23 protein-coding genes are annotated in these 24,993 nt (G+C 66.0%); 20 read left to right on the top strand and 3 right to left on the bottom strand.

The features are described from left to right. The first annotated feature begins 274 nt into the window (after positions 1-274). From ACO06I_RS19700 to ACO06I_RS19675, 6 genes are all read left to right on the top strand, one after another. Positions 275-2,035: a hypothetical protein gene (locus ACO06I_RS19700; RefSeq protein ID WP_421934320.1), complete on the top strand. Its 1,761-nt coding sequence runs from the start codon at positions 275-277 to the stop codon at positions 2,033-2,035. Between the two features lie 26 nt (positions 2,036-2,061). Then, complete coding sequence (locus ACO06I_RS19695; RefSeq protein WP_421934319.1) at positions 2,062-2,850, top strand: ABC transporter permease; 789 nt, start codon at positions 2,062-2,064, stop codon at positions 2,848-2,850. Between the two features lie 61 nt (positions 2,851-2,911). Next, positions 2,912-3,652 carry an ABC transporter ATP-binding protein gene (locus tag ACO06I_RS19690; protein WP_421934318.1) on the top strand — a complete coding sequence of 247 codons (741 nt, stop codon included), beginning with the start codon at positions 2,912-2,914 and terminating at the stop codon, positions 3,650-3,652. Between the two features lie 142 nt (positions 3,653-3,794). After that, a complete protein-coding gene (locus tag ACO06I_RS19685) occupies positions 3,795-4,484 on the top strand; it encodes a hypothetical protein (RefSeq protein WP_421934317.1) in 690 nt (229 codons plus the stop codon). Positions 4,485-4,545: 61 nt separating this feature from the next. After that, positions 4,546-5,538: an SDR family oxidoreductase gene (locus tag ACO06I_RS19680; protein ID WP_421934316.1), complete on the top strand. Its 993-nt coding sequence runs from the start codon at positions 4,546-4,548 to the stop codon at positions 5,536-5,538. Positions 5,539-5,541: 3 nt separating this feature from the next. Continuing rightward, positions 5,542-6,669 carry a class I SAM-dependent methyltransferase gene (locus ACO06I_RS19675; protein WP_421934315.1) on the top strand — a complete coding sequence of 376 codons (1,128 nt, stop codon included), beginning with the start codon at positions 5,542-5,544 and terminating at the stop codon, positions 6,667-6,669. Between the two features lie 6 nt (positions 6,670-6,675). On the opposite strand, the gene ACO06I_RS19670 is transcribed toward ACO06I_RS19675, so the two are convergent. Continuing rightward, the gene (locus ACO06I_RS19670) at positions 6,676-8,595 is read right to left on the bottom strand and encodes a hypothetical protein (RefSeq protein ID WP_421934314.1); all 1,920 of its coding nucleotides are present in this window, start codon (positions 8,593-8,595) and stop codon (positions 6,676-6,678) included. Positions 8,596-8,713: 118 nt separating this feature from the next. On the opposite strand from ACO06I_RS19670, the gene ACO06I_RS19665 reads away from it, so the two are divergent. Then, positions 8,714-9,544, top strand: coding sequence for a phytanoyl-CoA dioxygenase family protein (locus ACO06I_RS19665; RefSeq protein WP_421934313.1), 831 nt, complete (start codon positions 8,714-8,716; stop codon positions 9,542-9,544). Beyond that, entirely contained in the window at positions 9,541-11,598 is a 2,058-nt protein-coding gene (locus ACO06I_RS19660) for an FkbM family methyltransferase (RefSeq protein ID WP_421934312.1), read from the top strand. Before ACO06I_RS19665 ends, ACO06I_RS19660 begins: the two co-directional genes overlap by 4 nt. A gap of 29 nt (positions 11,599-11,627) precedes the next feature. Here the strand turns inward: ACO06I_RS19660 and ACO06I_RS19655 are convergent, their stop codons facing one another. Further along, positions 11,628-13,097: a PfkB family carbohydrate kinase gene (locus ACO06I_RS19655; protein WP_421934311.1), complete on the bottom strand. Its 1,470-nt coding sequence runs from the start codon at positions 13,095-13,097 to the stop codon at positions 11,628-11,630. A gap of 211 nt (positions 13,098-13,308) precedes the next feature. Between ACO06I_RS19655 and ACO06I_RS19650 the strand changes: the two genes are divergently transcribed. The 3 genes from ACO06I_RS19650 (at position 13,309) to ACO06I_RS19640 (ending at position 15,931) form a co-directional block, all read left to right on the top strand. Then, positions 13,309-13,989, top strand: a complete 681-nt coding sequence (locus ACO06I_RS19650) for a class I SAM-dependent methyltransferase (protein WP_421934310.1) — start codon at positions 13,309-13,311, stop codon at positions 13,987-13,989. Positions 13,990-14,188: 199 nt separating this feature from the next. Further along, complete coding sequence (locus ACO06I_RS19645) at positions 14,189-15,217, top strand: hypothetical protein (protein ID WP_421934309.1); 1,029 nt, start codon at positions 14,189-14,191, stop codon at positions 15,215-15,217. A gap of 84 nt (positions 15,218-15,301) precedes the next feature. Continuing rightward, a complete protein-coding gene (locus tag ACO06I_RS19640; protein ID WP_421934308.1) occupies positions 15,302-15,931 on the top strand; it encodes an HpcH/HpaI aldolase/citrate lyase family protein in 630 nt (209 codons plus the stop codon). Here ACO06I_RS19640 and ACO06I_RS19635 read toward each other — a convergent pair. Continuing rightward, a complete protein-coding gene (locus tag ACO06I_RS19635; RefSeq protein WP_421934307.1) occupies positions 15,832-16,134 on the bottom strand; it encodes a hypothetical protein in 303 nt (100 codons plus the stop codon). The genes ACO06I_RS19640 and ACO06I_RS19635 overlap by 100 nt on opposite strands. Positions 16,135-16,237: 103 nt before the next feature. On the opposite strand from ACO06I_RS19635, the gene ACO06I_RS19630 reads away from it, so the two are divergent. The 9 genes from ACO06I_RS19630 (at position 16,238) to trbJ (ending at position 24,988) form a co-directional block, all read left to right on the top strand. After that, entirely contained in the window at positions 16,238-16,648 is a 411-nt protein-coding gene (locus tag ACO06I_RS19630; protein WP_421934306.1) for a hypothetical protein, read from the top strand. 13 nt (positions 16,649-16,661) lie between these two features. Beyond that, positions 16,662-16,898, top strand: a complete 237-nt coding sequence (locus ACO06I_RS19625; RefSeq protein ID WP_421934305.1) for a hypothetical protein — start codon at positions 16,662-16,664, stop codon at positions 16,896-16,898. A 736-nt stretch (positions 16,899-17,634) separates the two neighbouring features. Then, positions 17,635-19,626 (top strand): conjugal transfer protein TraG, encoded by a 1,992-nt coding sequence (locus tag ACO06I_RS19620; RefSeq protein WP_421934304.1) that lies wholly within the window; start codon positions 17,635-17,637, stop codon positions 19,624-19,626. Between the two features lie 8 nt (positions 19,627-19,634). Next, positions 19,635-20,069: a CopG family transcriptional regulator gene (locus ACO06I_RS19615; RefSeq protein WP_421934303.1), complete on the top strand. Its 435-nt coding sequence runs from the start codon at positions 19,635-19,637 to the stop codon at positions 20,067-20,069. Between the two features lie 202 nt (positions 20,070-20,271). Continuing rightward, positions 20,272-21,192, top strand: a complete 921-nt coding sequence (gene trbB, locus ACO06I_RS19610; protein WP_421935106.1) for a P-type conjugative transfer ATPase TrbB — start codon at positions 20,272-20,274, stop codon at positions 21,190-21,192. After that, positions 21,189-21,533 carry a TrbC/VirB2 family protein gene (locus ACO06I_RS19605; protein ID WP_421934302.1) on the top strand — a complete coding sequence of 115 codons (345 nt, stop codon included), beginning with the start codon at positions 21,189-21,191 and terminating at the stop codon, positions 21,531-21,533. The genes trbB and ACO06I_RS19605 overlap by 4 nt, the downstream gene beginning before the upstream one ends. After that, positions 21,533-21,796 carry a VirB3 family type IV secretion system protein gene (locus tag ACO06I_RS19600; RefSeq protein WP_421934301.1) on the top strand — a complete coding sequence of 88 codons (264 nt, stop codon included), beginning with the start codon at positions 21,533-21,535 and terminating at the stop codon, positions 21,794-21,796. Before ACO06I_RS19605 ends, ACO06I_RS19600 begins: the two co-directional genes overlap by 1 nt. A 9-nt stretch (positions 21,797-21,805) precedes the next feature. Next, positions 21,806-24,244 (top strand): conjugal transfer protein TrbE, encoded by a 2,439-nt coding sequence (trbE, locus tag ACO06I_RS19595; protein WP_421934300.1) that lies wholly within the window; start codon positions 21,806-21,808, stop codon positions 24,242-24,244. A gap of 3 nt (positions 24,245-24,247) precedes the next feature. Next, the gene (gene trbJ, locus ACO06I_RS19590) at positions 24,248-24,988 is read left to right on the top strand and encodes a P-type conjugative transfer protein TrbJ (RefSeq protein ID WP_421934299.1); all 741 of its coding nucleotides are present in this window, start codon (positions 24,248-24,250) and stop codon (positions 24,986-24,988) included. Positions 24,989-24,993 lie beyond the last annotated feature (5 nt).

Genomic DNA, 24,993 nt, shown 5'->3' with positions numbered 1-24,993 from the left:
ACAGAACCTAGTTGCCGAAAATTGCGGCGTCGGAGCGGATCGGGAGTGGGGCTTTCGAGAGGCCGGGCGCAGTTCAGCGACATGCGCGCCACATTCCAGCCGTGCGCCTACGGCAGGCGTAGCGCCGTCCGACCCGCATTGCCGGTGGGCGCCGGCGCCCGTAGAAGGCTGGCTGGATTGTCGCGAGCCGGCCCTATGGTCCAGTTGGGAGACCCAATTGATTGCGAGCGAAGAAAGCCTAGGACGTCGCCCGCCCGAGGGCGGGCGGGACCCCTTGTTGCTTGTGGTGCCGGTATGGGGGTCGGCCTACCTTCGCCCGTTCGTGGATTTCGCCCTGCCGTCGTTACTCGCCGACGAGAACATCCCGGCCGTCGCTGCGACCCGGCCCGTGAGCTTCAGTATCGTCACCCGTACCCAGGACATCCCAGCGTTGCGCGCCAGCCGGGCGCTGGATGAGCTGAGCGCCCTGGCTGACGTTGACTTCATCTCGATCGACGACCTACTCTCCTCGGCGGCAACCTATGTGACCTTGACGCTCGCCTACCATCGGGCGTTGGCGCGGTCGATCGGGCCGGACGGCGGATCGGCGGTCTTGCTCAACAGCGATTTCATCCTGTCCCGCAACGCCCTGGGCGGTTTGGTGCGCGCGCTCGATGCGGGCGCCACGGCGGTCCTGTCTCCGAGCTTGCGGGTGATCGAGTCCGAGGCCGTCGAGCTTCTCGCGGCTCGAAAGCAATCCCCTACTGTGCTCTCGGTGTCGGCGCGCGACCTCGTGTCGATCGCGCTGCGGACCCTGCATCCGACGGTGCTTTGCGCCCGGATGGATCAGGGCGAGATTCATTCGACTGGCGCCCATCTTTATGTCTGGCGGCCGGAGCCGCAGACCCTGGTGGGCCGTGGCTTCTGCCTGTTTCCCCTAGCGCTGAAGATCAAGCCTCCGGTAAGATCGGCCGAGAGCTTCTGCGACTACGGCCTGATCCCGCTGCAAGTTCCGGACGCCAAGCCCGTCATACTGAATGATAGCGACGAATTCTTCGCCCTCGAGTTGGCCGCCCTGGAACATGAGCTTGACTTGTTCCAGATCGGGAGGGCTGACCCGAAGCGAGCCGCGAAGGCCATTGGGCGGTGGTCGGTGAAGTTTCACCGTGACCAGGCCCATACCCCGCTCTTCTTCCGTGCGGCCGATCCGGGCCCCGGCGTGGCGTCGGCGGTCGAGGCGTCCGAGACCTTCGTGAACGAGGTGCTCGCCAGCGCTCCCGAGCCGCTGCTGCTGAAGGATCATGTCGGCTGGCTCGCAGCGGTGGCGATGTGGCGCGCCGACCGCGCGGAACGAGGCGTCGTCGCGGACCCCCCGGAGCTCGCCAGCGCACGCATGGAACCGCCGCGCCCGCCGCCCGGACCCGTAAGGCGGTTGGCGCGAGCGCTTCTGGCCGGGCGGCCAGGGCGGCTTCGATTCTGGCATCCGCGTTGGCGGGTCGCGCGCGTCCTGTCGGGCCTCGCGCGCCGCGACCATGATCTTGACCTGCAGGCTCAAGTTATCGGACGCAGCGTCTTCGGCGAGCTCTGCGCCTTTGATTCCGATCTCGACACGACGGCGGCGGCTCGGCCTTCGTCGCTGTTCGTCGGGATACTCGCGAGCCGGACCGAAGAGCGCACACAGGCGCTCGCCATGGCCGCACCGGCGCTCGAACGCGCTACAGCAGCCACGGTTCTCCTTCTGGCGGAGGGCTCTAGCGCCGTCGAGCGCCATAACCTGGCGGCGATGTTCTCGTGGTTAGAAGCGCATATGGAGGTTCGGCGGCTTCGCATGTATGACTTGAGGATCGACGAGTGGGTGCGGCGCACACACGGGCGCTTGGCGGACCAGTTCGCCGGGGCCACTGTCTGGCGCAAGCTCCTGTTGGTGGGCGCATCGGCGGTCGCGGTGGGGGTGATGACGGCCGTCAGTTGCGCCAGGCTGCTGGGAATTCAGCAGCGATCTCCCAAACACGTCTCCATCGCCATTCTTGAAGCGCAACGGCGAGGCTCACCATGACTGCCCATTCCACGAGAGCACCTGGCGTGGCCCGGCACACCCTTCAAAACAGCCTGCATGAAATATTGCGCGCGCTCACGTCGTGGCGGATCTGGGGAATTATCGCCGTGGACGATGTCGCCGGACGCTATCGGCGAACGATCCTGGGGCCGCTGTGGATCACGCTGGGCCAGGCCGGCTTCATCGCGGGCCTCTATCTGCTGAGAGAGAAATTCGCCGGGAACAACCCGCACTACCTGACCTATCTCGCCGCCAGCCTGCCGACATGGGGGCTGCTTGCCGCTCTGGTGGTCGACGGGAGCAATTCCCTGGTCAGGGCCAAGGGCTACATCGACGCCTATCCCATACCCATGGCGATCCACAGCGTCAGATCCGTCGCAGCCTCCTACGTGAACTACGCGCACCTTCTAGTGGTGTATGTCGTCGTGGCGGCATACGAGGGGACCATGGGCGCGGCTCTCGTGGGCGTCGCGCCGGGCCTGCTGATCACAATGGTCTTCGGCGTGGGCGCCGCGCTTCTTTTGGGTCCCCTCGGCGCCCGATTCCGAGACCTTGGACCGGCCTCGGCCATGGGCGCGGGCCTGATGTTCGTGTTGACCCCCGTCTTCTGGGTCCCGGATCGCCAGCAGATCGAGTCGCCGCTCGTCATGTACAATCCCTTCTACTATCTGCTCGAGGTCGTTCGCGCGCCGCTGATCGGAGAGGCCGTCGCACCGTACGTGTGGGTGACCGCGTCGCTCATCGCGCTCGTCACACTCGCCGCGGGCCTCATCGTGTATGCGAGGATGCGTCCTCAGGTCGTCTATTGGCTTTGATCCCACCCTTCCCCCACCGAAAGGCCGACGAGCACCAATGGCGTGTCTAGAGCTGCGGAACGTGCGAGCCGCGTACCCCGTGATTGTCTCCGCGGCGCAACGGTCCGCCTTCGCCGCGGCCGCGAGCTCGATGAGCTTCGGCCGGCTCGGCGGCGGTTCCAATACCACCCAGTATGTCCTGGCCGTGAACGGCGTCTCCCTGCATCTGCGCCATGGCCAGCGCCTGGGCCTGATGGGCCGAAACGGCTCCGGAAAGAGCACGCTCCTGCGCCTCATGGCCGGGATCGTTCAACCGTCTGCAGGAGAGCGGCGGGTCGTGGGCTCCGTGGGCTGTGTCCTCGGCGGCTTCGGTTTGGATTCGGACAAGACCGGCTTGCAGAACATGAAGCTCATCGCGCGGCTGCACGGCCTGAACGGACCGGCGCTCAAGGGGGCTGTCGACGACGCCATCGAGTTTTGCGAGCTCGGGCCCTATCTGGAGCTTCCGGTTCGGACCTACTCGTCGGGGATGCTTGGCCGGTTGAGCTACGCCATGGCCACGGCGAATCAGGCTGATATCGTGCTGATCGACGAAGGGATCGGCGCGGGCGACAACAAGTTCATCGATAAGGCGGTTCGGCGGGCGAAGCAGATCTGCAGCCACTCAGGAATCAGCGTAGTGGCGAGCCACTCTGATCACATTCTACGCGGCTTCAGCGACATCGGGCTTTGGATTGACGCCGGTGAAGTCAAGGCGATTGGACCGATCGATGATGTAATCGCCACCTACACCAAGTTTCTGCAGTCGATCGGGGAAATATGACGCCGTCTCAGGCCTAGGCCTCCCAACGCCGCGCGCTCTTTGCTGGCGCGTGTCATGAAAAAACATGGTTCTTGACACGCTTCGGAGCCTTAACCTACGGCAGATGCTCGGACCTGTCATAACTTCGCTCGGAGCAGCTGCAATGCGTTCGATCCTCTGCGTGGCCTCCCTTCTTAGACTGCGGCTGGGCGCTCTCGCAGCGGCTCTCGCACTGGCGAGCTGTGGCCCCTTGTCGCCACCGAAGGACGGCGCCGAAAAGGGAGCGGCGCAGGCGGTTTCGGCGCCTCCGGCAAAGGTGGCCGATGTGCAGCAACTCTCGATCATGGGCTTGCCCGCCCCGCTGAAATGGGACCTCGCCGAAGGCGTCATGGCTGGGCTGGCTGACGGCGAGGGCGTCGCGAGCGGCTCGACCGCGCTCCAGATCAGCCCGACCGCCGACGCCAGCCTCCACCGGGTCGGGTTCGGCGGGTCCTATGGACCTGGGGCTTACCGCGTGACGGTCTGGGTAAAGGCCTCACCGGGCGTCGGGGTCATCATCGAAGGTCGCGGCAAGACGCTCGTCACCCCCTCCCGGGCCGCCGACTATGGCGTGGCCCTCTTCGATCTGGAGAGCAACGCCTCGCAGCCGAGTCCCTTGGTCACCGACGAGACCAGGTTCCCCGCAGCAGCCATTGTTCAGGATGGCGACTGGAAAAAGATCACGACCCAGCTCAACACCCGCGACGGCTGGCTGATCTTCACCGTCGGGATGACGTCGAAGGGCCAGCACGTATTCGCCGGCGAGTCGGGCATGAAGCTGACGATCGGTGGGATTGAAGTGGCGCCCAGATGAGGCACAGCCGTGCAGGGCCTTGCCCTGACTTCGGGCCGTCTGGCAGGCGGAGGGCGCGCGATTGAAAGCGCTGGTCCTTGGCGCTTCCGGCTTCGTCGGCCGCCGTGTGCTCGAACGCCTGGGACCGGAGCGGGGTGTCGGCGCGTTCGCCTCACAACCGATTGCGGGCGGCGTCCGTTTCCTGGCCGGTCAGGACCGCTTCGCAAACGTGCTTTCGCAACTGCCGGGCGACCTTACCCATGTCTTCATCCTCTATGGCGCGATCGATCCTGAAAGGTGCGCCCGTGACTGGGATGGAACGGCGGCGATCAACATCGATAGCGTCCTGGACGTGGCCGGCGAGTGCTTCCGACAGGGGCTGACACCGGTCTTCTTCTCAAGCGACTACGTCTTCCCAGGCAGCAGGGGCTTCTGGTCAGAAGACGACAGCTTGGCTCCGCTTACGGCCTATGGCCGCCAGAAGGCGGCCGTCGAGACTTGGCTCGCGCGGCAGACGCACCCCTGGCTCGTCGTGCGGCTGTCCAAGGTCGTGAGCGATCGGCAGGAACCACAGAACATCCTTTGGGAATGGATCAGGAACATCCGGGACGGCCAGCAGATCCGTTGCGCGTCGGACCAGGTCCTCTGTCCTCTGGCGGCGGAGGATGCCGCCGGCGTGTCCGTCGGCCTGGCGGAGGGCGGCGCAACCGGGCTCTTCAACGTCGCCGGCCCCGAAGCGTTCACCCGGCTCGCACTGCTCCGCCTACTGCTGACGCAGGTGGTCGCCAGGTCGCCGGGCGCCCACGCCGACATCGTGCCGTGCAGGCTGCGCGACCTGCCCTTCAGCGAAGAACGCCCGATTGACACGTCGCTCGACATCTCGAAGCTGCAACGCGCCCTTGGCTGGCCGTTCGCCCCGATGACATCGCTCTGTTCAAGTCTTGCTTCACAGGTTTGGGGCCCCGGCGATCTGAAGGCTCCCAGTTCATCCGGTGCAAGCGGACGAGAACTTCCTCTCGCTCCTGATTCGCCGGGAGCGCACCTCCACTGCACGTCGGGCGACCAACTCGGGTAGCGCATGTTCAGCTGGAAGCAGAAGACACAAACCGAAGACGTGACGATCCCCGCCTTGCCACCGCCCGAGCGCGGCGTGGGAAGCGGCTCGTCCCTGCTCGCCAGCCTGGCCGCCATTTCGGAGACCGCCGAATACAGGGCGCTCGTTGCCCAGCTCGAGCATTGGCCTCCGGACTCGCTGATCTCCTCACCCCAGCGCGCGATGCTGCACTGGCTGATCTCCGAAGCCAGGGCCCGTTGCGTGTTGGAGATTGGCACGGGCTTCGCCGGTACGACCCTGCTGCTAGCCGCCTCGATGTTGCAGGCGGGACGAGGCCGCGTCTACACGATCGACCCCTATGGGCAGGAGCGTGCGCCTCAGATCATCGCCCGGTGGCCAAGATCGCTGCAGGAGATCACGATCTTTTGGCCGAAGTTCTCCTCAGACTTCTTTGTGCCCAGCTTGGACGTCCCGCCGCTCGACCTCGTCCTGGTGGATGGCAACCACAGCTATCCGAATGTGATGCACGATCTCTTCGCCTCCTATGAAGCGCTGCGCCCGGGAGGGCTGATCGTGGTCGACAATGCCGAACAGGTCGACGTGCTGGACGCCAGCCGCGACTTCGGGCGGCTATCGCCTCGTGCAGAGCTCGCGCGGGCGGCCGTAACCGGGCAATCCCAACACAGCACACTGGGCATCGACCTGGACGACCACCTCGAGCCATTGGACACGCCAAACGCCTTCATCATCATACGCAAGCCCGAGACCGTCTACCTGAACCGCCGGGCCCTGGCCTTCCACCTGAACCAGTTCCGAGGCTGCGTCGTCGAGCTTATCATGGGCGAACTGGTGAACGCGAACTCACACCCGGTTCGCCTCAACGGATCGATAAACCTTCGGCGCATCCCAAACGCGCAGGACGACGCGCAGGCTTTGGATGTGGGCGAGCGGTTTATCACCGAGATCGCTCCCGGCCGACAGGCCTTTGAGTACCGGCCGACGCGGCTCGTGCTACCCCCTGCCCGCGACGAAGGTCGCGTCTTCCTGGAAGCAAACCTGTATACGCCCGGCGAGGAGCTCATGCTCGGCTCCCTCGCAATCAACGGCTTCCCGGTTCAACCCGGGCGGAACTTCATGCGACCGCGAAGGTGAGCAGCGTCAGGCCGGGTCATACGCTCGGGCGGTGAACACCCAGGCCGCATGCCGGCCTGATCTCCGCCGCTGAAGCGCTGCGCCTGCGATCTCGCCGGCGAGCCAGATGGAAGCCTTGATGCGCGAAATCGTCCCGCCCCGCTCCACTGCCTCGGCGTAACGGGCCAGGCTCCGGGCATAGCGCAGGCGACCGGCGCCGGCGAAATGGTGCGAGACCCGCTTGGCCTCCAGCGGCGCGACCGCAAAACTCAGTCGATCCCGCCCGATCCATTCTGGATCGACGTCCTCGTACACAGGATAGTGGCACAGCACGCTCAGCCGGCCGCCCGCCCTCAGCGCGGGCGCGACATTCTTCAAGATCGCCTCCAATCCACCCTCTGGACCGCCGCGTTGGTAGATCACAACTTCGTCCACCTCCGGCTGCGGCTCGAGCCGCCACGTGCTCGCCACCAGCGGCTCCGTCCGGAATATGCGCTCGTGATCGATGGTCAGGACGCCGTCTATCCAATGACCTAGGTCGGCCACGAGCAGCACCTTGTGCTGGGGATTCTCGTCAAGGCGCGCGCGCGTGCCCCGCGCCTGATCGATCAGCGGCTGCAACGCCGCCGCATCGGGATGGAAACGGGTGATCTGCGGCGGCTCGCCCAGGCAGCGGCGACGAAGCCAACCCGCCGCACCCACGATTGCCGAGACTGAGGGCCGCGCCCTGGCTCTTCTGTCATGGTCGAAGCTCGGGTGTTTGAGGGTCTGCACGGGAAGACGCAGGCTGAGTTCCGGGGGCCAGCCCTGCGCGATCGCCTCGGGCGGGCGGCGAAGGCGCCAGGCTGCGACTCCATAGATCCAGTAGTAGTGCCCCGGGTGCGGCGCGGGCTCGCGGATCTTTCGGAGGCACGCCTCGACGAATTCCGCCGAGTCCTCGAGCACCAGCGGCAAGGTCGGCGGCAGCTCTCCGGCGTGATAGACGATCGGAGCTCTGGCGATTTCGGCGTGCTGCGGCGTACACCACTCATCCAGGCTATTCAGCCACGCCTCATCGCGTCCTGGACCGAAGTGGACGTCCGAGGCTTCCTGCCAGCGTCCCTGCAGTTCCAGCAGACAAACCTCGTCACTGTCGCCGACCACATAGATCGGCTCTCCAGGGCAGAAGGCTGGCACGAAGCTATAGTCGCAATAGCCGTCGATCACGCTGAGCGCGCGCGTCGGTCGCAAACAGAACATGAAGATCTGGAAGAACCGCGCGACGATCGTCTTCTCGTCCACCTCCCAGAAGAGATGATTTGGATACTTCGCCCAGCAGAAATCCTGGTTCACCGTCTTGGCCACCTGCATCAGGTGTGGGTGTCGAAAGAGATGTTCCAGCAATTGTCGAGGCGGCGCGCGAAGCACGCCGTCCGACCCGATGGCGCTCCGCAGGATGGGTTCGACCTCCTCGGAGATCACGCGAACACTTCCCGCGAGCACCACCTTTTGGCCTTCCTGGATACATCGCCGCACGTGGGTCAACGAGCCGTCGCCGATTACGAAATCGGCGTTCCAGTAGACGAAATACATATTCGTCATATCAGGGCCAAATATTGTCATTCCCCGGGTGAACGCCAGCGTGAGTGTGACCGTGTAAAGCCCAGGGACTATGAGGTCATCTATCGCCTCGTAACGAATGCTGGCATGCTTGCGGATTTGCAGCACGAGGGGCAGGCTCTCGAATCTCTCAACTTCCAGAGCCTTCGTCAGAAAGACGAACTCAACGTCGCAGTCCTTTGCAAGGGCCGGCAGGTTGTTCTCGGATAGAACGGAACCAAGTCCCAACAACTCAAATCGCCGGATGTAGTCGTCCCCCCAGACTGCGACGAGTATCTTTACCGGAGGTCGTCGCCCCAGCCGCTTTGCGGCGCCTTTGCGGGCCGTCGTTTCCTGTTTGAAAGCCATTCGCCCCCCTCGCGACCGGCATTCCATACCAAAGGCTGAACCGACCGCAAGGGTGACGCTCGAGCTCGCTTGCAAGTGGCACGCAAGTTTGGTTCTCTCGCCGCGTAAAGGAGCCCCGTTGACCTACGCACTCCCGGAGAACGCCGCGACCATAGAGACGCCGCCCCTTGAGTTGCCGCGGAGGGATGCGCTGCGACATTGGTTCGACGGACCACGTTCCGAACAGAGTTTTGGAGCCGATCTCGGCCTCGGCCAAGGCCCGAGCTTCCAGCCCGCCGAGGTGCGTCGTATGCGGGAGCTGATCAAGGCGCATATGCTGAGGACGGCCCAGGAGGTTTCGCCTCAGGCCGTAGAGATGCTGTCGCAAACAGAACTGGAACGTTTCCACGAAATCGAGGGCTACAATCATGCGCGAATGCTATCAAAGCGCGGTCGCATTCTCCCTGCATCTTCAGTCGAAGAAATCAAAAGCATGTCGTTCTTCGGGTTTGTGCGACAGCTGTTCGGCGAGTTCCAGTTGGCCGACGAAGAAGACGTGGGGCACGAGCAGATAACATTCCGTCTGGTTCGCCCCGGCCGGCAGGAAGACGTCGGATCGCTTCACTGTGATGCCTGGTTTTGGGATCACTACGGCACGCGACTCGACGACGGCATGTGTCGTGCGAAGGTCTGGGTTCCGATCTGCGTGGAGCCCGAACTGAACGGACTCAGACTGGCGCCGGGCAGCCATCGATCTCCGCGACCATATACGGTTAAGCCTGGCCAGGGGAAGGTGGAATTTGTCCCCGAGTTTGACATCCATGAGATCGGCCTTCGACAATACTGCGGCGATGTCGGCCAACCCGTCCTTTTCAACTACCACACTCTCCATGTCGGTGCTCTAAACAGAGGCCGAAATTCACGAATTTCTATCGAGACTACCATCCTTTACAGATCAGAGTGCAAGTGACTGGGCTGGACTCTTCATTTTTCGATTGTCGTTTTCTCTTTTCCGCAGATGATTGCGCGGGCGATCAGCCCTATGCGCTGTTTGAGGACGAGCTAGCCGACCCGTTCATGCATCAGCTGATGGAGGCCTGCCGCGGCGCTCCGGCGGAAGTCCACAGCGATCCGGCGTCGCTTCGCGATTCGGCGCTTCCGGTCTTCATCGCCGCGCCGGTGTGGGCGCGCCACAGCCAGGCGCTGGCCGCCGCCGGCGTCTCCGGCGAGCAGGCGCGGGTGCTCCTGTATTTCGACTACGATCCAAGCGGGTACTGGGACTTCGCCAAGGGATGCGGCGGCTCGCTCCAGCGCGTCTTCCGCAGCCGCATGGTGGATGAGCAGGCGCTGTCCGATCTAAAGCCGTTCCTGGAGCGCTGGCTCGCCGGACGTCCGTTCGCGGGCCGGTTGACCGCTCTGGGGGGATCGTCGACCCAGGAGTACGGGCGCCTGCTCCAGGCGAATGGCGGCGCGATCACCAGGGTCTTCGCCCACTTGGCCGACGATAGCAGTCGATCCACATATGCGCGCATACTGTTTGGGGGCATAGAGGAAATCCTGGCCTCTTTTGTGAAGACAGTCTTCGGCGATCAGCAGTACATGGAGATCGTCGAATTCGCGCCTGGGGACCGAATCGTAAATTGCGGAGTTGGTCGAGGCTGGGAGCTTCCATACTTCATCTGCAAGCTAAATGGCGAAGGGGTCATATATAATTTCGACTGCATGATAGATTACGGGACCAGTCCCTTCGCTGAGATGCTGACGTCATTCGAAGGAATGATGGAGAACCACAGAGTTCTTCTTGGATCTTACAACGGCGAGATCGACCTCCCCGTCACCGACGCGAAGATGGTGCGCTCGAGCGAGTCCGCAATTAAAGACGATGTTCAGAAGTCTACGTTCCCTATTCGAACGCTCGATTCTCTGGACGCGGAAGGGGTTTTCACCGGCCTCGAGTACCTGAAAATGGACGTGGAGGGCGGAGAGAGATACATCCTTGAAGGCGCCTTGAAGACCATCCGAAAGTACCGACCGAAGCTCGCGGTGGCGATCTATCATGAGCCCGAGCATTTTTGGGACTACCCGCAGTTTCTTATCGATAATCTCGAAGATTACAGATTCTACCTAAGGCAGTATGGCTACAGCCGCTTCGAGACGTTGTTGTACGCCGTCCCCAAGGAGCGGGCGGCCCAGACCGGGCATTCGGGCGTGGGGCAGTGTTTCGGGGCTCCGCACGGCGTCGAGCGGGGTCTAGTGTCTTGCTACCTCTACGACCGCGAGCCGCGCAGCCATTACCAGGGATCCATCCGGGTGCTCAGCCGATTTGAGGGCCGCTCCTGGCGCGGAGGCGACCTGAAGAGCGCGCCTCGGATGGAGGCCGACGTCGTGGTCGCTGTCTGGGAACGGGGCCCGACAGCCTATTTTGCGACCCGCCATTGCTTTGACGATGGGAATACCCGACTCAGCTTCGGCCGCTCGACGGACGACCCTTTGAAGATCGAATGGCTTGAAGCCATGGGCTGCGCCACCGGCTCCGTGGTTCTGCCGGTCTGGGGTATGAACGATATTCTGGGCGTCGCCGTGTGTGAGCCGACCCTGCACATGGGCGTTGGGGCCTGGGATTCCCGTTCGCGCACGTTCGAGTGGAAAGCCGCCCTTGCCTGCCCCGGCAAGCCGGTGCTTGTGCGGGCGCTCTCGCACGAGTCGGCCTATGAAGCCTATGTGCTGATGGCGGACGAGACCTCGCTGCTCTACTTCCAATTCGATGACCAAGGGGTCCGCACGGGGGGGGAAGCCGTGCTGCCGCTGCCCACGGGCGGGAAGCTACGTGGCGTGGTTCGCGCGAAGCGCCACGACGGAGATGCCTTGGTCTATGAGGCTGTCTTCGCCATCGGCCGAGACGATTCGGACGTCGTCGACCTGTTCGTAGCCGGACCTTCCTGGGAGCCCATCGGATCGCTGGAAGTCGACCGGACCGCGCAGCTCGTTCCCATCATCGAGCTTGGTCCTCAGATGGATTCCTAGGCCAAGGCTGGGAAGCCCTGGGGCGTCGGCTAACCGTCGAGCCACTCGATCTCGGCCACCAGATCGTTCCGCGTCAGAGGCGAGTTGCCGATCCGCGAGACCTGGCATGCCGCCGCCAGGGCGCCGAGATAGGTGCTCTGCCAGAAGTTGACGCCTGCCCGCAGGCTCAGGGCCGTGGCTATGAAGAGCGAATCTCCGGCGCCCGCGACGTCCCGGGGCGAGACGTTGAAGGCCGGCAGGAGATCTGCGCGATATTCGTCGCCGTCGGGCCCGTAGGCCAACAGCCCTTCTTCGGCGAGGGTGATCACTACCTGCTTGGCCCGCGCCTTCTTCTGCAACTCCTGGGCAATGACCGCCAATCCAGATTGGAAGTCTTGGAGCGCCAGCCGCGCCTCCCGCTCCGTGGGCGTGATCAGGTCCATTCCCTTGAAGCGCGAAATGTCGGCCAGTTGGGAGGAGGCTTGGCTGTCCGCGGCCATCGCCACGCCACGGGCGCGGGCCATACCGATCAAGGCGTCAACGAGGGTCTGTGGAAGGCAACCGTAGTTGAAATCGGAAAACAGCAACAGATCCGCCTCGTCGAGGCGTTCTCTTACGGCCTCCATCATGGCCGCGATCAGCTCTTGATCGACAGGGTGCTGGCGCAGGTGGTTGACGCGCAGCAGCGTCTTTCCCTTGGCCCGATATCGTCGCTTGTGGGTCGTGGGTCGGGTGACGTCTTGGAGCAGATGAGTATCCACGCCGAGGTCATCCAGCAACCGTGTTGCAAAGCGGCCCTGTTCATCCGCACCGACGACCGAGATAAAGGACACCTTCGCCCCCAGACCGCGCGCATGCGCCGCCACGATGCCGGCGCCGCCTACAAAAGTCGTCTCCTCCACCGGCGTCACTACAAGAGTTGGGTCCTCCTGGGACATGCCGACCGGATCGCAGTTGACGTAGGTGTCGACGATGAGGTCGCCGACGACCACCACCCGGATGCCCTCGAGGGCTCCAAGCGCCGCCTTCAGGTCACTGAGGTCGAACCTGTGCCGCTTGGGAAAATCGTCCGGCTTTCGAATGGTGGAGAAGCCCGCCTCCGATCCACGCAGTAGCGCCTGAGGCGACAGGCGCACCTCGCCTGAACTGAACAGGATCTTTCCACCATAGCGCTCGACCACCGCATTCTCGACATTCAGGCGGTTCTCATGCTCCTTGCCCTTGATCACGACCTCAGGTTTGAGCCGTTCCAGAACCTCCTGTAGCGAGCTTTCAAGGATGAAAGCTTCGTCGACCATGTCCAGCGAGCGCACCGCCGCGAGCCGGTCTTCCTGGGCTCCGATCGCCCCCGGCGTTCCATCCGGATTGACCCCGACGACGAGCCTGTCGGCGCTCTCCGCAGCGAACTTCAGCAGCCGGAAATGGCCCGGATGCAACACGCTGAAATTACCCGAGACGAAAGCGGTGCGCCCGCGCGGAGACAGGGCGGAGTCGTCATCACCGCTGGGGGCAGGAGGCAAAGCAAGCTACTCGTTTCTATGCGCAGGTTCGGAGAGGCCGAGGCGGTCGCGCGGCGTGTCCGCAGCTTAGACTAGGTGAGTCGGGCTTAGGCAAGACCGTCGGTGCGCTGCGCGGTTCATGCGAGCGACGCGCGGCCCTCCCGCTCGTCTTGACCTCCTCGCCAAAGCTTGGAACAGACTACCCGTCAAGCACGCCGAACCGAGGCCCAATATGTCTGCAGACGTCCCCAAGGATCCTGCCAACCGGCCCGGATACACTGTGCAGGAGCAGATCGGAGAAACGCGATTCGGCGTCCTGAAGAACTGGGAGTGGTACGACGATCCCAAGCGCATCCTCTTCTCGATGTCGCGTTACAAGTTCGTTGCAAAGATGTTCACGGGGCGACGAAACGTTCTCGAGGTCGGGTGCGGAGACGGCTTCAATGCTCCGATCGTTCGCCAAGCGGTTGAGAATCTGACGATTACGGACTTCGATCCTCTCTTTATCGCAGATGCGAAGTCACGGGTCCGCGACCGCTGGCCCTACGATGCGGTCGTTGTCGACGTGCTGAAGGACGAGTTTCCCGGCAGGTACGACGGCATCTACTCGCTCGACATGCTCGAACACATCGACTCGGCTCAAGAACAGATCGTCCTGCAGAAGGTGGTTCGGGCCCTAACCGACGATGGCGCCGTGATCATAGGCATGCCCTCGTTGGAGAGTCAGGCGTACGCCTCTGAGCCCAGCAGGCTTGGGCATATAAACTGCAAGAGTGGTCCGGACTTGGAGGCCCTGATGAAGGCGTACTTCCACAACGTGTTCATGTTCTCCATGAACGACGAACTGGTCCACACCGGGTATCACAAGATGGCCCATTACCTGATCGCTCTGGCGTGCCAGAAGAAGAACTAGGCAAGATTGCCAAGGTTCTCCAACCGACGGCGCTGAAGACTGCAAAAACCCTCTCCGCGATGGACGAAGGGAGCAGACGGCTTGGGCCATGCGTTAGGCAAGCATCGAATCTCTGCTCGGCCGGCTGCTGGTGAAGTCAGTGGCCGCATGCGTCCGCCTGGGGCGTCGGCCGGGCTGAAACGCACTGGGGGAACCACGGATGCTGGAACTCGCTTTCGACTCTGGGGTGGCAGATCCCGACGTCGCGGTGCGTGAGCGAGCGCGCCTTGAGGGCGCACTTGCGGCCGCACTCGCCGCAGAAGGCGGCGCCGCGGCCGGCGTTGCGGCCCTGTTGGCGGCGATCGGCCTGCGGCCTGGGTTGATGAACGAGTCCTATTTCGCCGAGGCGCTCGCCTTCCACCTCGCCCAGACGTACGCCCATCTTGGACGATCAATGGAGATGGTCGATTGCATCGAGCGGTCCGGCACACTGCCAGCGGACGGCGGGGACCTGTTGTATCCAGACCACGTCGCCCGTTCGCTCGGCCTGTTTGAGCATCGCGAGGCGGCGCGAGCCCGAGGCGTGCCGGCGTTCCTGATCGCCTCCATGCCGCGCGCCGCGAGCACGAGCCTCACGCAGTCCCTGGCGCGGAGCCTGGATATGCCGGTGCTCCGAGTGAGTCTCGGCCACTTCCCGCACTGCATGTTGGCGCCAAGCTGGCTCAACAGCGCCAGCCCGGGCGGCGCCGTGCTCCACGACCACTTCGGCGCCACGCCGGAGAACCTGGCGACCCTTAGGAGCTGTGGCGTGAGCGAAGTGTTCGTGCTGGTGCGCGATCCGAGAGCGGCCGCCGCCTCGGTGGTCGATTTCGGGACCAGCAGGTTTGATCAGCCGATCGACGACGCCCAATGGACGGCAAACGTCTTCGATACCTATCGACATTTCTTTATCCCATGGCTCGAAGGATGGATCGCTGCAGCAAACACCGGCCATCTACGTGTTCGCTGGATCCAGTCGCGACTCGTACGGACGGACCTCCAGCTGGTCTGGCGAGACATGCTGTCAGCTCTTGCGCCGCTTTATCCGTCATTGAATTCGAAGCTGGATCTCAAGCCAGCCGAGTTGCGGGTCAACTTCGTCCATGGACTGGATGATCGCTGGCGTTGTCGCGTCGGTGAGCGCGTGCGCGAAGGGATGTGGGCGGCGCTGTCGCCTGCGGCGATCGAACTGCTGGAGTTGGAACCCTGACTTGGGAGAGCAGACCGGGTTAATGCGGGGGGCTGCTACTCGCGGGCCCGTCGCCGTCCGCCTCACTCGGACTGAACGTCTAGGTTGGCGTTCGGCTCGATCGACTATTGCGCCGACTTGGGCTGCGCGCACACCCAGACGGCCCTGCTCGCGGCCAGCTGCGAGATCGTGCTGGCCTCCCGCCTGGCGGGGATAGCCCCGCCCCTCGATGGCGTCACCCTCGCCTTGGACGATGGCGCGTTGGCGCGACATGACGCGTGCCACGCCGTGGAACTGGGCTTCGGCGGCAAGCTATGCGTCCACCCCAGCCAGGTGGCGTTCGTCCGCGAGGGCTTCGCCCCGTCGGCGGATGACATCGCCTGGGCGCGCCGCATCGTCAGCACGGACGGCAGGGTCGGCAAGATCGCGGGCGAGATGGTCGATCCGCCGGTCCGGCTCAGGGCGGAGCAGATGTTGAAGCGCGCTGCAGCCCTCGGTGACGCCGTCGCCCGGGCCGTGAGGCGTCCAACAACAGCAATGGGAGGCTGCGCTGTGGCGTCGCGGGAATGTCGCCCGCGTGAAAGGGGTCGGCCCGGACCTAGGGTCGGCCGAGTGGACACGTCTCATACCTGCCCTCAGCCCTCCTCCTCAACGACCCGAGCCTTGGGCCAGCGCGCCACCAGGTCGGCGTGCTCCGCCTCGCGGGTCGCTCGCGCCACGTTCAGTCGGGTGTAGACGCGGGCCTCCCCGTTGGTCTTGGTCCCCGAACGCGCCTGCGACAGGTCGTTGGTCATGCCGATCACCACGACCTCGACAGGGAACGCCCCTTCCAGCACCACGACGAAATTGCCGGCGACGGGGAGATGGCCGGTTCCGTCCGGCCAGCGCCGAAAGCGATAGTTGGCGCCGGACGCGCCGGAGATGTCGATGAAGGCCATATAGGGTGCTCACGCGTTGAACCTGGGACCTATCGCGACGCGCATGACGGGTCGAGGCGATACGAGCTAGACCAGGATCAACTCGAGGAGACTCAAGGCGCCCATGGCGCAGATCGACCGCTTCCTGCGCCATGGGCCCGCGATCCCGGCGCATCATGCCTTGGGCCTGGGCTACAGCCTGGTGCGCGAGACATGGGATCTCGCCGCCGATCCCAAGGCGACCAAGCCGCTGACAGAGGTGGTGGCCAGTGCTCGCAGCGCCTCCGACGCCGCCGACCTCGGAAGATCCGCCGCGGCCTCCTTTGCGCGCCACGGTTTCCACAAACCCTCCGGCGCCTGGTGGGCGGCCGACGAGCGCCTGTTCCACCGCTTCGCCGTGCGGCCGCACCATGGCGCCCGCAACATCCTCCTGGTCGGATTGGGACTGGCCGGTCTGGCAGGCCTCTCGCTCCTGCGACGCCGCCGTGGCGCATCTTTGACATCGGGCCCGAAACTGGCCAGTGAGGCCGACTAACCTCGAGACGCCAATGACCAACAGCCGCCTCACGGCCCTGGCCAACGCCAAGGCCATGGTCCGCACCCTGACGAGCGCACCCGATCCCCACGCCAGGGCCCGGGCGATCTTCGCCGACCTGGCGCGCACGGAAGGCTGGTCGAAGCCGGACGAAGCCAGGATCGTCGCCTTTGGCGACTGGCTGGCCACGCGCCCCCCACCGAGCGCGCTGAAGGACCGCTGCAAGGCGCTGCTGAAGACCTTGGACTGACCGACGCCTCTCAGTCCCCAGACCGTCCCACAGGGTGTTCGTGCCGCGGGTGAGTTCGCTGGACGGTTTAGCCACGAACTGCTGCTGTCGATAGGCGGACGAGCCCATCGCCGCAGCGCCGTGGTCCCAATGGCGGCGCGCGGGCTCGCCCTAGCGTGCTCTCAGCGTCGACGCCGCGGCGCGGGCCGTGGAGGCCACCCAGACGACCATCAGCCAACACGTGCGCGAGCGGCGCGGCTAGTGGATCGCGCTCGCGACGCTGGCGTCGCCCTGCCGGTCAGCTCAGCTGGCTGGATCGACCGAAATCGCCGGAACGAAAACGAACGTGAACGCGAACGTTCGTGTGCTATCCGCGCGCGCCTTCCAGGGTAATTAATTGAAAACATTAACTATTATGTCAGATCCATCATGGGATCGAATTTTGATGGTCATGAGCGCCGCGTGACGTGGCGGGCGAGTTCGCCCGCTACATCGCCGAAATCGAAAGCCGGCGCCGCCAGGACCTCATGATGATCGCCCTCGCTCCATCGGCATGATGGCTACCCCTGGCATGACACCGAGGTCCGCGCATCACGAGCGACATGCGTTGGCGTTTCACGAGCGACGCGGACGTCCTCCAAACACCTGCGCCTGTCGTTGCGCGCTATGGCTGCCGATACCGCGACGGCCAGCGTCCCGCCCTTGCCGGTCGCCGGGTCCGACCCCGAGTTTGGCGCTTGGACGGAAGGGATTTCGCATGCCGGCGACGAAGATCCTCTGGGGCCAGGTCCTTATCGTTCTCGGGATCGTAGTCCTGACCACCTGGGGCGCCACGCAATGGACGGCGGCGCAGTTGGGCCACCAGCCCCAGCTCGGACCACCCTGGCTGACGATCCACGGCTACCGCCTCTATCCGCCGCCCGCCTTCTTCTGGTGGTGGTTCGCCTACGACGCCTATGCGCCGCGGATCTTCGCGCGCGGGGCGTTTGTCGCCGCCTCCGGCGGTCTCCTTGCCATCGTGGTCGCCGTCGCAATGTCGGTCTGGCGCGCGCGGGAGGCCAAGGAGGTCGCGACCTACGGATCGGCGCGTTGGGCGAGCCCGGGGGAAGTCGGGGCCGCGGGCCTGCTGGGGCCCGACGGCGTGGTGCTGGGCAGGCTTGGCCGCGCCTATTTGCGCCACGACGGACCCGAGCATGTGCTGTGTTTCGCCCCGACCCGATCGGGCAAGGGGGTGGGCCTGGTCGTCCCGTCGCTGCTGACCTGGCCAGGATCAGCGATCGTCCACGACATTAAGGGGGAGAATTGGGGTCTCACCGCCGGCTTCCGCGCGCGCGTCGGCCGCGTGCTGCTGTTCGATCCGACCAATCGGAACTCGGCCGCCTACAACCCTCTGCTCGAGGTCCGCCGCGGCGAATGGGAGGTGCGCGACGTCCAGAACGTCGCCGACGTGCTGGTCGATCCGGAGGGTTCGCTCGACAAGCGCAACCACTGGGAAAAGACCAGCCACTCGCTGCTGGTCGGCGCCATCCTGCACGTCCTCTACGCGGAACCGGACAAGACCCTGGCCGGCGTCGCGGCGTTCCTGTCGGACCCGAAGCGGCCGATCGAGGCGACCCTGAGCGCAATGATGCGCACGCCGCACCTTGGCGAGACGGGTCCCCATCCGGTTGTGGCGTCGGCGGCGCGGGAACTGTTGAACAAGAGCGAGAACGAGCGCTCGGGCGTGCTGAGCACGGCCATGTCGTTCCTTGGCCTCTATCGCGACCCGGTGGTGGCGCAGGTCACGCGCCGGTGCGACTGGCGGATCGCCGACCTCGTCGAAGCCGGCCGGCCCTGCACCCTCTACCTCGTCATCCCGCCCTCCGACATCAGCCGCACCAAGCCGCTGATCCGGCTGGTGCTCAACCAGATCGGCCGGCGGCTGACCGAGGAACTGGCGCCCAAGACCCGGCGCCAGCGCGTTTTGCTGATGCTCGACGAGTTTCCCGCGCTCGGCCGGTTGGATTTCTTCGAAAGCGCGCTCGCCTTTATGGCCGGCTATGGCCTGAAGGCCTTCCTGATCGCCCAGTCGCTGAACCAGATCGAGAAGGCCTATGGCGCGAACAATGCGATTCTCGACAACTGCCATGTGCGGGTGAGCTTCGCGACCAACGACGAGCGCACGGCCAAACGGGTGTCCGATGCGCTCGGCACGGCCACCGAGATGCGGGCGATGAAGAACTATGCCGGCCACCGGCTATCGCCCTGGCTCGGCCACCTGATGGTGTCGCGTGCCGAGACCGCCCGAGCCCTGCTGACGCCCGGCGAGATCATGCAGCTCCCGCCCACTGACGAGATCGTCATGGTCTCCGGCATCCATCCGATCCGGGCGAAGAAGGCGCGCTATTTCGAGGACCGGCGGCTCGCCGAGCGCATCCTTCCGCCGCCCGTATCGCGATCATCTTCATCACCGCCGTCCGATGACTGGAGCGGCCTGGCAGTCATGTCCGAACCCACTCCGCCGCCGCCCGCACCGACGGCTGGATCCGCGGAGCAGGTCGACGGCGATCCGGCGAACGCGGGGGTTCGCCGTGAGCCGGACCTACCCGAGCACGAGGAGATCATCGCTCCGCCGCTGAGCCGTCCCGAGTTCGGGTTCGACGACCAGGACGGCGACGACGAAGGGGTGCGGCTTCGCGCGCTTCAGGAGCGCATGCGCGGCCTCGCCCGTCAGGCCTCGCTCGATCCCGGCGACGGCCTGGAGCTTTGAGCGCGGTCATGCGGACCAAACACACCTTCCGGCTGCCGCCCAAGCTCGCGGGCCAGCTCGCCGAGTACGCTATCCGCAAACGGGTCTCGCAGGCCCTGGTGGTCGAGACCGCGCTCGCCTCCTTCCTGTCGCCCGACGGCGCCGATCGCCTCGAAGCCGCGCTCAGCCGGCGGCTCGACCGCCTGAGCCGGCAGGCCGACCGGCTCGAACACCATGTCGAGATCTCCAACGAAGCGCTGGCGCTCTTCGTGCGCTTCTGGCTGACCAGCACGCCGCCCCTGCCGGACGGCGCCCTGGCCGCGGCCCAGGCCAAGGGCCGCGAGCGCTATGCGGGGTTCGTCGAGGCGCTGGGCCGGCGCATGGCTAAAGGCGCCAGCCTTGCCCGCGAGCTCTCCGAGGACGTCGCGGCCCAGGCGGATGACGCGGACGCGGACCCGGCCTGACTCCGGTCGGATCGGGCCCATCCCGCCATCCGCCTGTCGCTGCACGCCAGCTTACGACGGCGCAAAATCCTTGTTGTTCCGGCCCGTCTCCCGCCCCTTCTAATCACCCCCGTTCACCGGCCGCATCCCGGCCGGCCTCAACGAGGGGCCCGACGTGGCGATCCATCCGCTCCGCTCCGAAGCTGTGATCCGCGGCGCCCGGATGCTGCGCACCGCGCTCGGGGCGGCCATCGCCGCCTGGCTCGATGACCCGGCTGTCGTCGAGGTGATGCTCAACCCCGACGGCCGCCTGTGGGTCGACCGCCTGGGCGAGGGGCTGATCGACTCCGGCCAGGTTCTCTGCGCCGCCGATGGCGAGCGGATCATCCGTCTCGTCGCCCACCATGTCGGCGCCGAGATCCACGCCGGCGCGCCGCGCGTCTCGGCCGAACTCCCCGAAACCGGCGAACGGTTCGAGGGCCTGATCCCGCCTGTCGCCTTGGGCCCCGCCTTCGCCATCCGCAAGCCTGCCGTCGCCGTTTTCACGCTCGATGACTATGCGGACGCCGGCGTCATGACCCGAGCCGAAGCGGACTCGCTTCGTCAAGCCGTCACCGAGCGCCGCAACATCCTGGTGGCCGGCGGCACCTCGACCGGCAAGACCACCCTGGTCAACGCCCTGCTCGCCGAGGTCGCCAAGACCGGCGACCGCGTGGTCCTGATCGAGGACACGCGCGAGCTCCAATGCGCCGCACCCAACCTCGTGGCGCTGCGCACCCAGGACGGCGTCGCCACCCTGGCCGATCTCGTCCGCTCATCCCTGCGCCTGCGCCCCGACCGTATCCCGATCGGCGAGGTGCGCGGCGCCGAGGCGCTCGATCTCATCAAGGCCTGGGGCACCGGCCACCCGGGCGGGGTCGGCACCATCCACGCCGGATCGGCGCTCGGGGCGCTGCACCGGCTGGAACAGCTCATCCAGGAAGCGGTCGTCACCGTCCCGCGCGCCCTGATCGCCGAGACCATCGATCTGGTCGCCGTCCTGGCCGGCCGCGGCGCCGAGCGGCGCCTCACCGAACTCGCCCGCGTCGAGGGCCTCGGCCCGGCCGGCGACTACGCCCTCATCTCAACAGGAGACCTTTCATGACCTCCACCAAGCGCCGGCTGCTCGGCGACACGGTGCTCCATCGGCTGGGCCATGTCGGCATCATTGCGGCAGGCCTGCTCTACGCCGCGCCCGCGCATGCGGCCGGATCGTCCATGCCGTGGGAAGCCCCGCTGCAGTCGATCCTGCAGTCCATCGAGGGGCCGGTGGCCAAGATCATCGCGGTGATCATCATCATCGTCACCGGCTTGACGCTCGCCTTCGGGGACACCAATGGCGGGTTTCGGCGGCTGATCCAGATCGTCTTCGGCCTCTCCATCGCCTTCGCGGCCTCGAGCTTCTTCCTCAGCTTCTTCTCGTTTGGCGGCGGGGCGCTGGTCTGATGGACGACCCCGTCGCCGCCTTCACCGCCCCGGTGCATCGCGCGCTCGTCGAGCCGATCCTGCTCGGCGGGGCGCCCCGCGCCGTCGCCATCGCCAACGCCACCCTGGCCGCGGCCGTCGGCCTGGGCCTGCGGCTCTGGATCGCGGGGCTGGTCCTCTGGGCCATCGGCCATGCCGCGGCCGTCTGGGCGGCCAAGCGCGACGCCCAGTTCGTCGAAGTCGCGCGCCGCCACCTGCGCTACCCGCCGTTCTTGCGGGTGTGAGCCGGCGCCATGATGCAGCTCGGCGTCTACCGCAACTCCGTCCCGGCGCTGGCCGACTTCCTGCCCTGGGCGGCCCTGGTCGCTGAGGGGGTGGTCCTCAACAAGGACGGGGCCCTGCAGCGTACGGCGCGCTTTCGGGGGCCGGACCTCGACAGCGCCACACCCGCCGAGCTGGTCGCGGTGACGGCGCGCCTCAACAATGCGCTACGCCGGCTGGGGTCGGGCTGGGCGATCTTCGTCGAGGCCCAGCGGACGCCGGCGGCGCACTATCCGGAGGGCGCCTTCCCCGACCCGGCCTCGGCGCTGGTGGACCTCGAACGGCGTGAGCAGTTCGCCGAGGAGGGCGTCCACTTCGAAAGCCGCTACTTCCTGACCTTCCTGTGGCTTCCGCCAGCCGAGGACGCCGCCCGTGCGGAGGGCTGGCTCTATGAGGGTCGCGCGGCCAAGGGCGTCGACGCGTGGGAGCAGGCCAAGGGCTTCATCGACCGCACCGAGCGGGTGCTGCAGCTCGTCGAGGGCTTTGTCCCCGAGATCGCCTGGCTCGATGACGCGCAGACCCTGACCTATCTGCACTCCACGGTCTCGACCAAGCGCCAGCGGGTGCGGGTTCCCGAGACGCCGATGCACCTCGACGTCCTGCTCGCCGACGAACCGCTGACCGGGGGGCTCGAGCCGCGTCTCGGCGACCACCATCTACGCACCCTGACCGTCGTCGGCTTCCCGACCGCGACGTTTCCGGGCGTGCTCGACGACCTGAACCGCCTGGCCTTTCCCTATCGCTGGTCGACGCGCGCGATGATGCTCGACAAGACCGACGCCGCCCGGCTGCTCAGCCGGATCCGGCGGCAGTGGTTCTCCAAGCGCAAGTCCATCGCCGCCATCCTCAAGGAGGTGATGACCAACGAGGCCTCGGTGCTGCTGGACTCCGACGCCGCCAACAAGGCCGCCGATGCGGACGCGGCCCTGCAGGACCTGGGCTCGGACCAGATCGGCCAGGCGTTCGTGACCGCCACGGTCAGCGTCTGGGATGAGGACGCCTCCAAAGCCGCCGAGAAGCTGCGGTTGGTCGAGAAAATCATCCAGGGCCGCGACTTCACGGTGATCGCCGAGGGCGTCAACGCCGTGGAGGCCTGGCTGGGCTCCCTGCCGGGCCATGTCTACGCCAATGTCCGCACACCCCCGGTCTCGACGCTGAACCTCGCCCATATGATCCCGCTTTCGGCCGTGTGGGCCGGGCCCGATCAGGACGAACATCTCGATGCGCCCCCGCTCTTCTACGCCAAGACCGAGGGCGCGACGCCCTTCCGCTTCTCGCTGCATGTCGGCGATGTCGGCCACACCCTGGTCGTCGGCCCGACCGGGGCGGGCAAGTCGGTGCTGCTGGCCCTGATGGCGCTGTCGTTCCGCCGCTACGCCGAGGCCCAGATCTTCGCCTTCGACTTCGGCGGCTCGATCCGGGCGGCGGCGTTGGCCATGGGCGGCGACTGGCACGATCTCGGCGGCGCCGTCGGCGCGAGCGGAGATGACGCCGAGGCGCCCGGCGTCGCCCTGCAGCCCCTGCGCCGCATCGACGACCTGGCCGAGCGCGCCTGGGCCGCCGACTGGCTGGCGGCGATCCTGGTCCGCGAGGGCGCCGCGATCACGCCCGAGGCCAAGGATCATCTGTGGACGGCGCTAAGCTCGTTGGCCTCGGCGCCGGTGGGCGAGCGGACCCTCACGGGCTTGGCCGTCCTGCTGCAGTCCGCGCCCCTAAAACGCGCGCTCGCCCCCTACTGCGTCGGCGGCCCGTTCGGGCGGCTGCTCGACGCCGAGGCGGAGTACCTCGGCTATGACGCGGTCCAGGCGTTCGAGACCGAGGGCCTGATCGGGTCGGGTGCGGCGCCGGCCGTGCTCGCCTATCTCTTCCACCGCATCGAAGCCCGGCTGGATGGCCGCCCGACCCTGATCATCGTCGATGAGGGCTGGCTGGTGCTCGATGATCCGGGTTTCTCGGCCCAGTTGCGCGAGTGGCTGAAGACCCTGCGCAAGAAGAACGCCTCGGTGCTCTTCGCCACCCAATCGCTCGCCGACATCGAGACCAGCGCCATCGCCCCGGCCATCGTTGAGAGCTGCCCGACGCGTCTCTTCCTGCCCAATGACCGCGCGCTGGAGCCGCAGATCACCACCATCTATCGCCGCTTCGGGCTCAACGATCGCCAGATCGAGATCCTGAGCCGCGCCGCCCCCAAGCGCGACTATTACTGCCAGTCGCGCCGCGGAAACCGGCTGTTCGAGCTGGGCCTGGGCGAGGTGGCGCTGGCCTTCGCCGCCATCTCCAAGCCCGACCAGATCCTGATCACCCGCCTCTTGGCCGAACACGGCCGCGAGGGCTTCGCCGCCGCCTGGCTGCGCGCCCGCGATCTCGGCTGGGCGGCCGACCTCCTCCCAACCCTGAACCTGGAGACCTGAGCCATGACTGCCGTCCTTGCCCGCCGCGCCCTGATCGCCGGGGTCTGTGCGCTGTCGCTCGCTGTCTCGGCCCCACCGGCCGCCGCGATCGTCGTCTTCGACCCGACGAACTACGCCCAGAACGTACTGACCGCCGCGCGCGCCCTGCAGCAGATCAACAACCAGATCGCCGCCCTGCAGAACCAGGCGCAGTCGCTGATCAACCAGGCCCGCAACCTGGCGAGCCTGCCGTTCTCGTCGCTGCAGGCGCTGCAGGGGCAGATCCAACGCACGCAACAACTCCTCGGCCAGGCTCAGCGCTTGGCCTACGACGTCCAGCAGATCGATCAGGCCTTCAAGACCCAGTACGGCGGCGTCGACCTGAAGGCCACCGACCAGGCCCTGGTCGATGGGGCCCGCGAGCGCTGGACCACGAGCGTGGCGGCCTTCGAGGACGCCCTGAAGGTCCAGGCCGGCGTGGTCGGCAATCTCGACGGCGCCCGCGATCAGATGAGCCAGTTGGTCGGCGCGAGCCAGTCGGCGACCGGCGCGCTTCAGGCCGCCCAGGCCGGCAACCAGCTCCTCGCCTTGCAGGCCCAGCAACTCGGCGATCTGACCGCCCTGCTGGCCGCCCAGGGCCGCGCCCAGAACCTAGAGGCCGCCCAGCGGGCGTCCGCCCAGGACCAGGCGCGCGAGCAACTGCGGCGGTTCCTGCAGCCCGGCCCGGGTTACCAGCCGGGCGGCGCCAAGATGTTCAACAACTGAGCCGC

The sequence above is a fragment of the Phenylobacterium sp. genome, from assembly GCF_965229015.1.
Taxonomy (GTDB): Bacteria; Pseudomonadota; Alphaproteobacteria; order Caulobacterales; family Caulobacteraceae; genus Phenylobacterium.
The sequence above is the reverse complement of the archived record's forward strand: the minus strand, read 5'-3'. Positions and strand labels throughout refer to the sequence as shown.

What these genes read in the sequence shown, in the direction of transcription:
- ACO06I_RS19685 (WP_421934317.1), top strand. Translation starts at nt 3,795, where the DNA reads ATGCGTTCGATCCTCTGCGTGGCCTCCCTTCTTAGACTGCGGCTGGGC.
- ACO06I_RS19675 (WP_421934315.1), top strand. Translation starts at nt 5,542, where the DNA reads ATGTTCAGCTGGAAGCAGAAGACACAAACCGAAGACGTGACGATCCCC.
- ACO06I_RS19670 (WP_421934314.1), bottom strand. Translation starts at nt 8,595, where the DNA reads ATGGCTTTCAAACAGGAAACGACGGCCCGCAAAGGCGCCGCAAAGCGG.
- ACO06I_RS19650 (WP_421934310.1), top strand. Translation starts at nt 13,309, where the DNA reads ATGTCTGCAGACGTCCCCAAGGATCCTGCCAACCGGCCCGGATACACT.
- ACO06I_RS19645 (WP_421934309.1), top strand. Translation starts at nt 14,189, where the DNA reads ATGCTGGAACTCGCTTTCGACTCTGGGGTGGCAGATCCCGACGTCGCG.
- ACO06I_RS19635 (WP_421934307.1), bottom strand. Translation starts at nt 16,134, where the DNA reads ATGGCCTTCATCGACATCTCCGGCGCGTCCGGCGCCAACTATCGCTTT.
- ACO06I_RS19630 (WP_421934306.1), top strand. Translation starts at nt 16,238, where the DNA reads ATGGCGCAGATCGACCGCTTCCTGCGCCATGGGCCCGCGATCCCGGCG.
- ACO06I_RS19625 (WP_421934305.1), top strand. Translation starts at nt 16,662, where the DNA reads ATGACCAACAGCCGCCTCACGGCCCTGGCCAACGCCAAGGCCATGGTC.
- ACO06I_RS19620 (WP_421934304.1), top strand. Translation starts at nt 17,635, where the DNA reads ATGCCGGCGACGAAGATCCTCTGGGGCCAGGTCCTTATCGTTCTCGGG.
- ACO06I_RS19615 (WP_421934303.1), top strand. Translation starts at nt 19,635, where the DNA reads ATGCGGACCAAACACACCTTCCGGCTGCCGCCCAAGCTCGCGGGCCAG.
- trbB (WP_421935106.1), top strand. Translation starts at nt 20,272, where the DNA reads ATGCTGCGCACCGCGCTCGGGGCGGCCATCGCCGCCTGGCTCGATGAC.
- ACO06I_RS19605 (WP_421934302.1), top strand. Translation starts at nt 21,189, where the DNA reads ATGACCTCCACCAAGCGCCGGCTGCTCGGCGACACGGTGCTCCATCGG.
- ACO06I_RS19600 (WP_421934301.1), top strand. Translation starts at nt 21,533, where the DNA reads ATGGACGACCCCGTCGCCGCCTTCACCGCCCCGGTGCATCGCGCGCTC.
- trbE (WP_421934300.1), top strand. Translation starts at nt 21,806, where the DNA reads ATGATGCAGCTCGGCGTCTACCGCAACTCCGTCCCGGCGCTGGCCGAC.
- trbJ (WP_421934299.1), top strand. Translation starts at nt 24,248, where the DNA reads ATGACTGCCGTCCTTGCCCGCCGCGCCCTGATCGCCGGGGTCTGTGCG.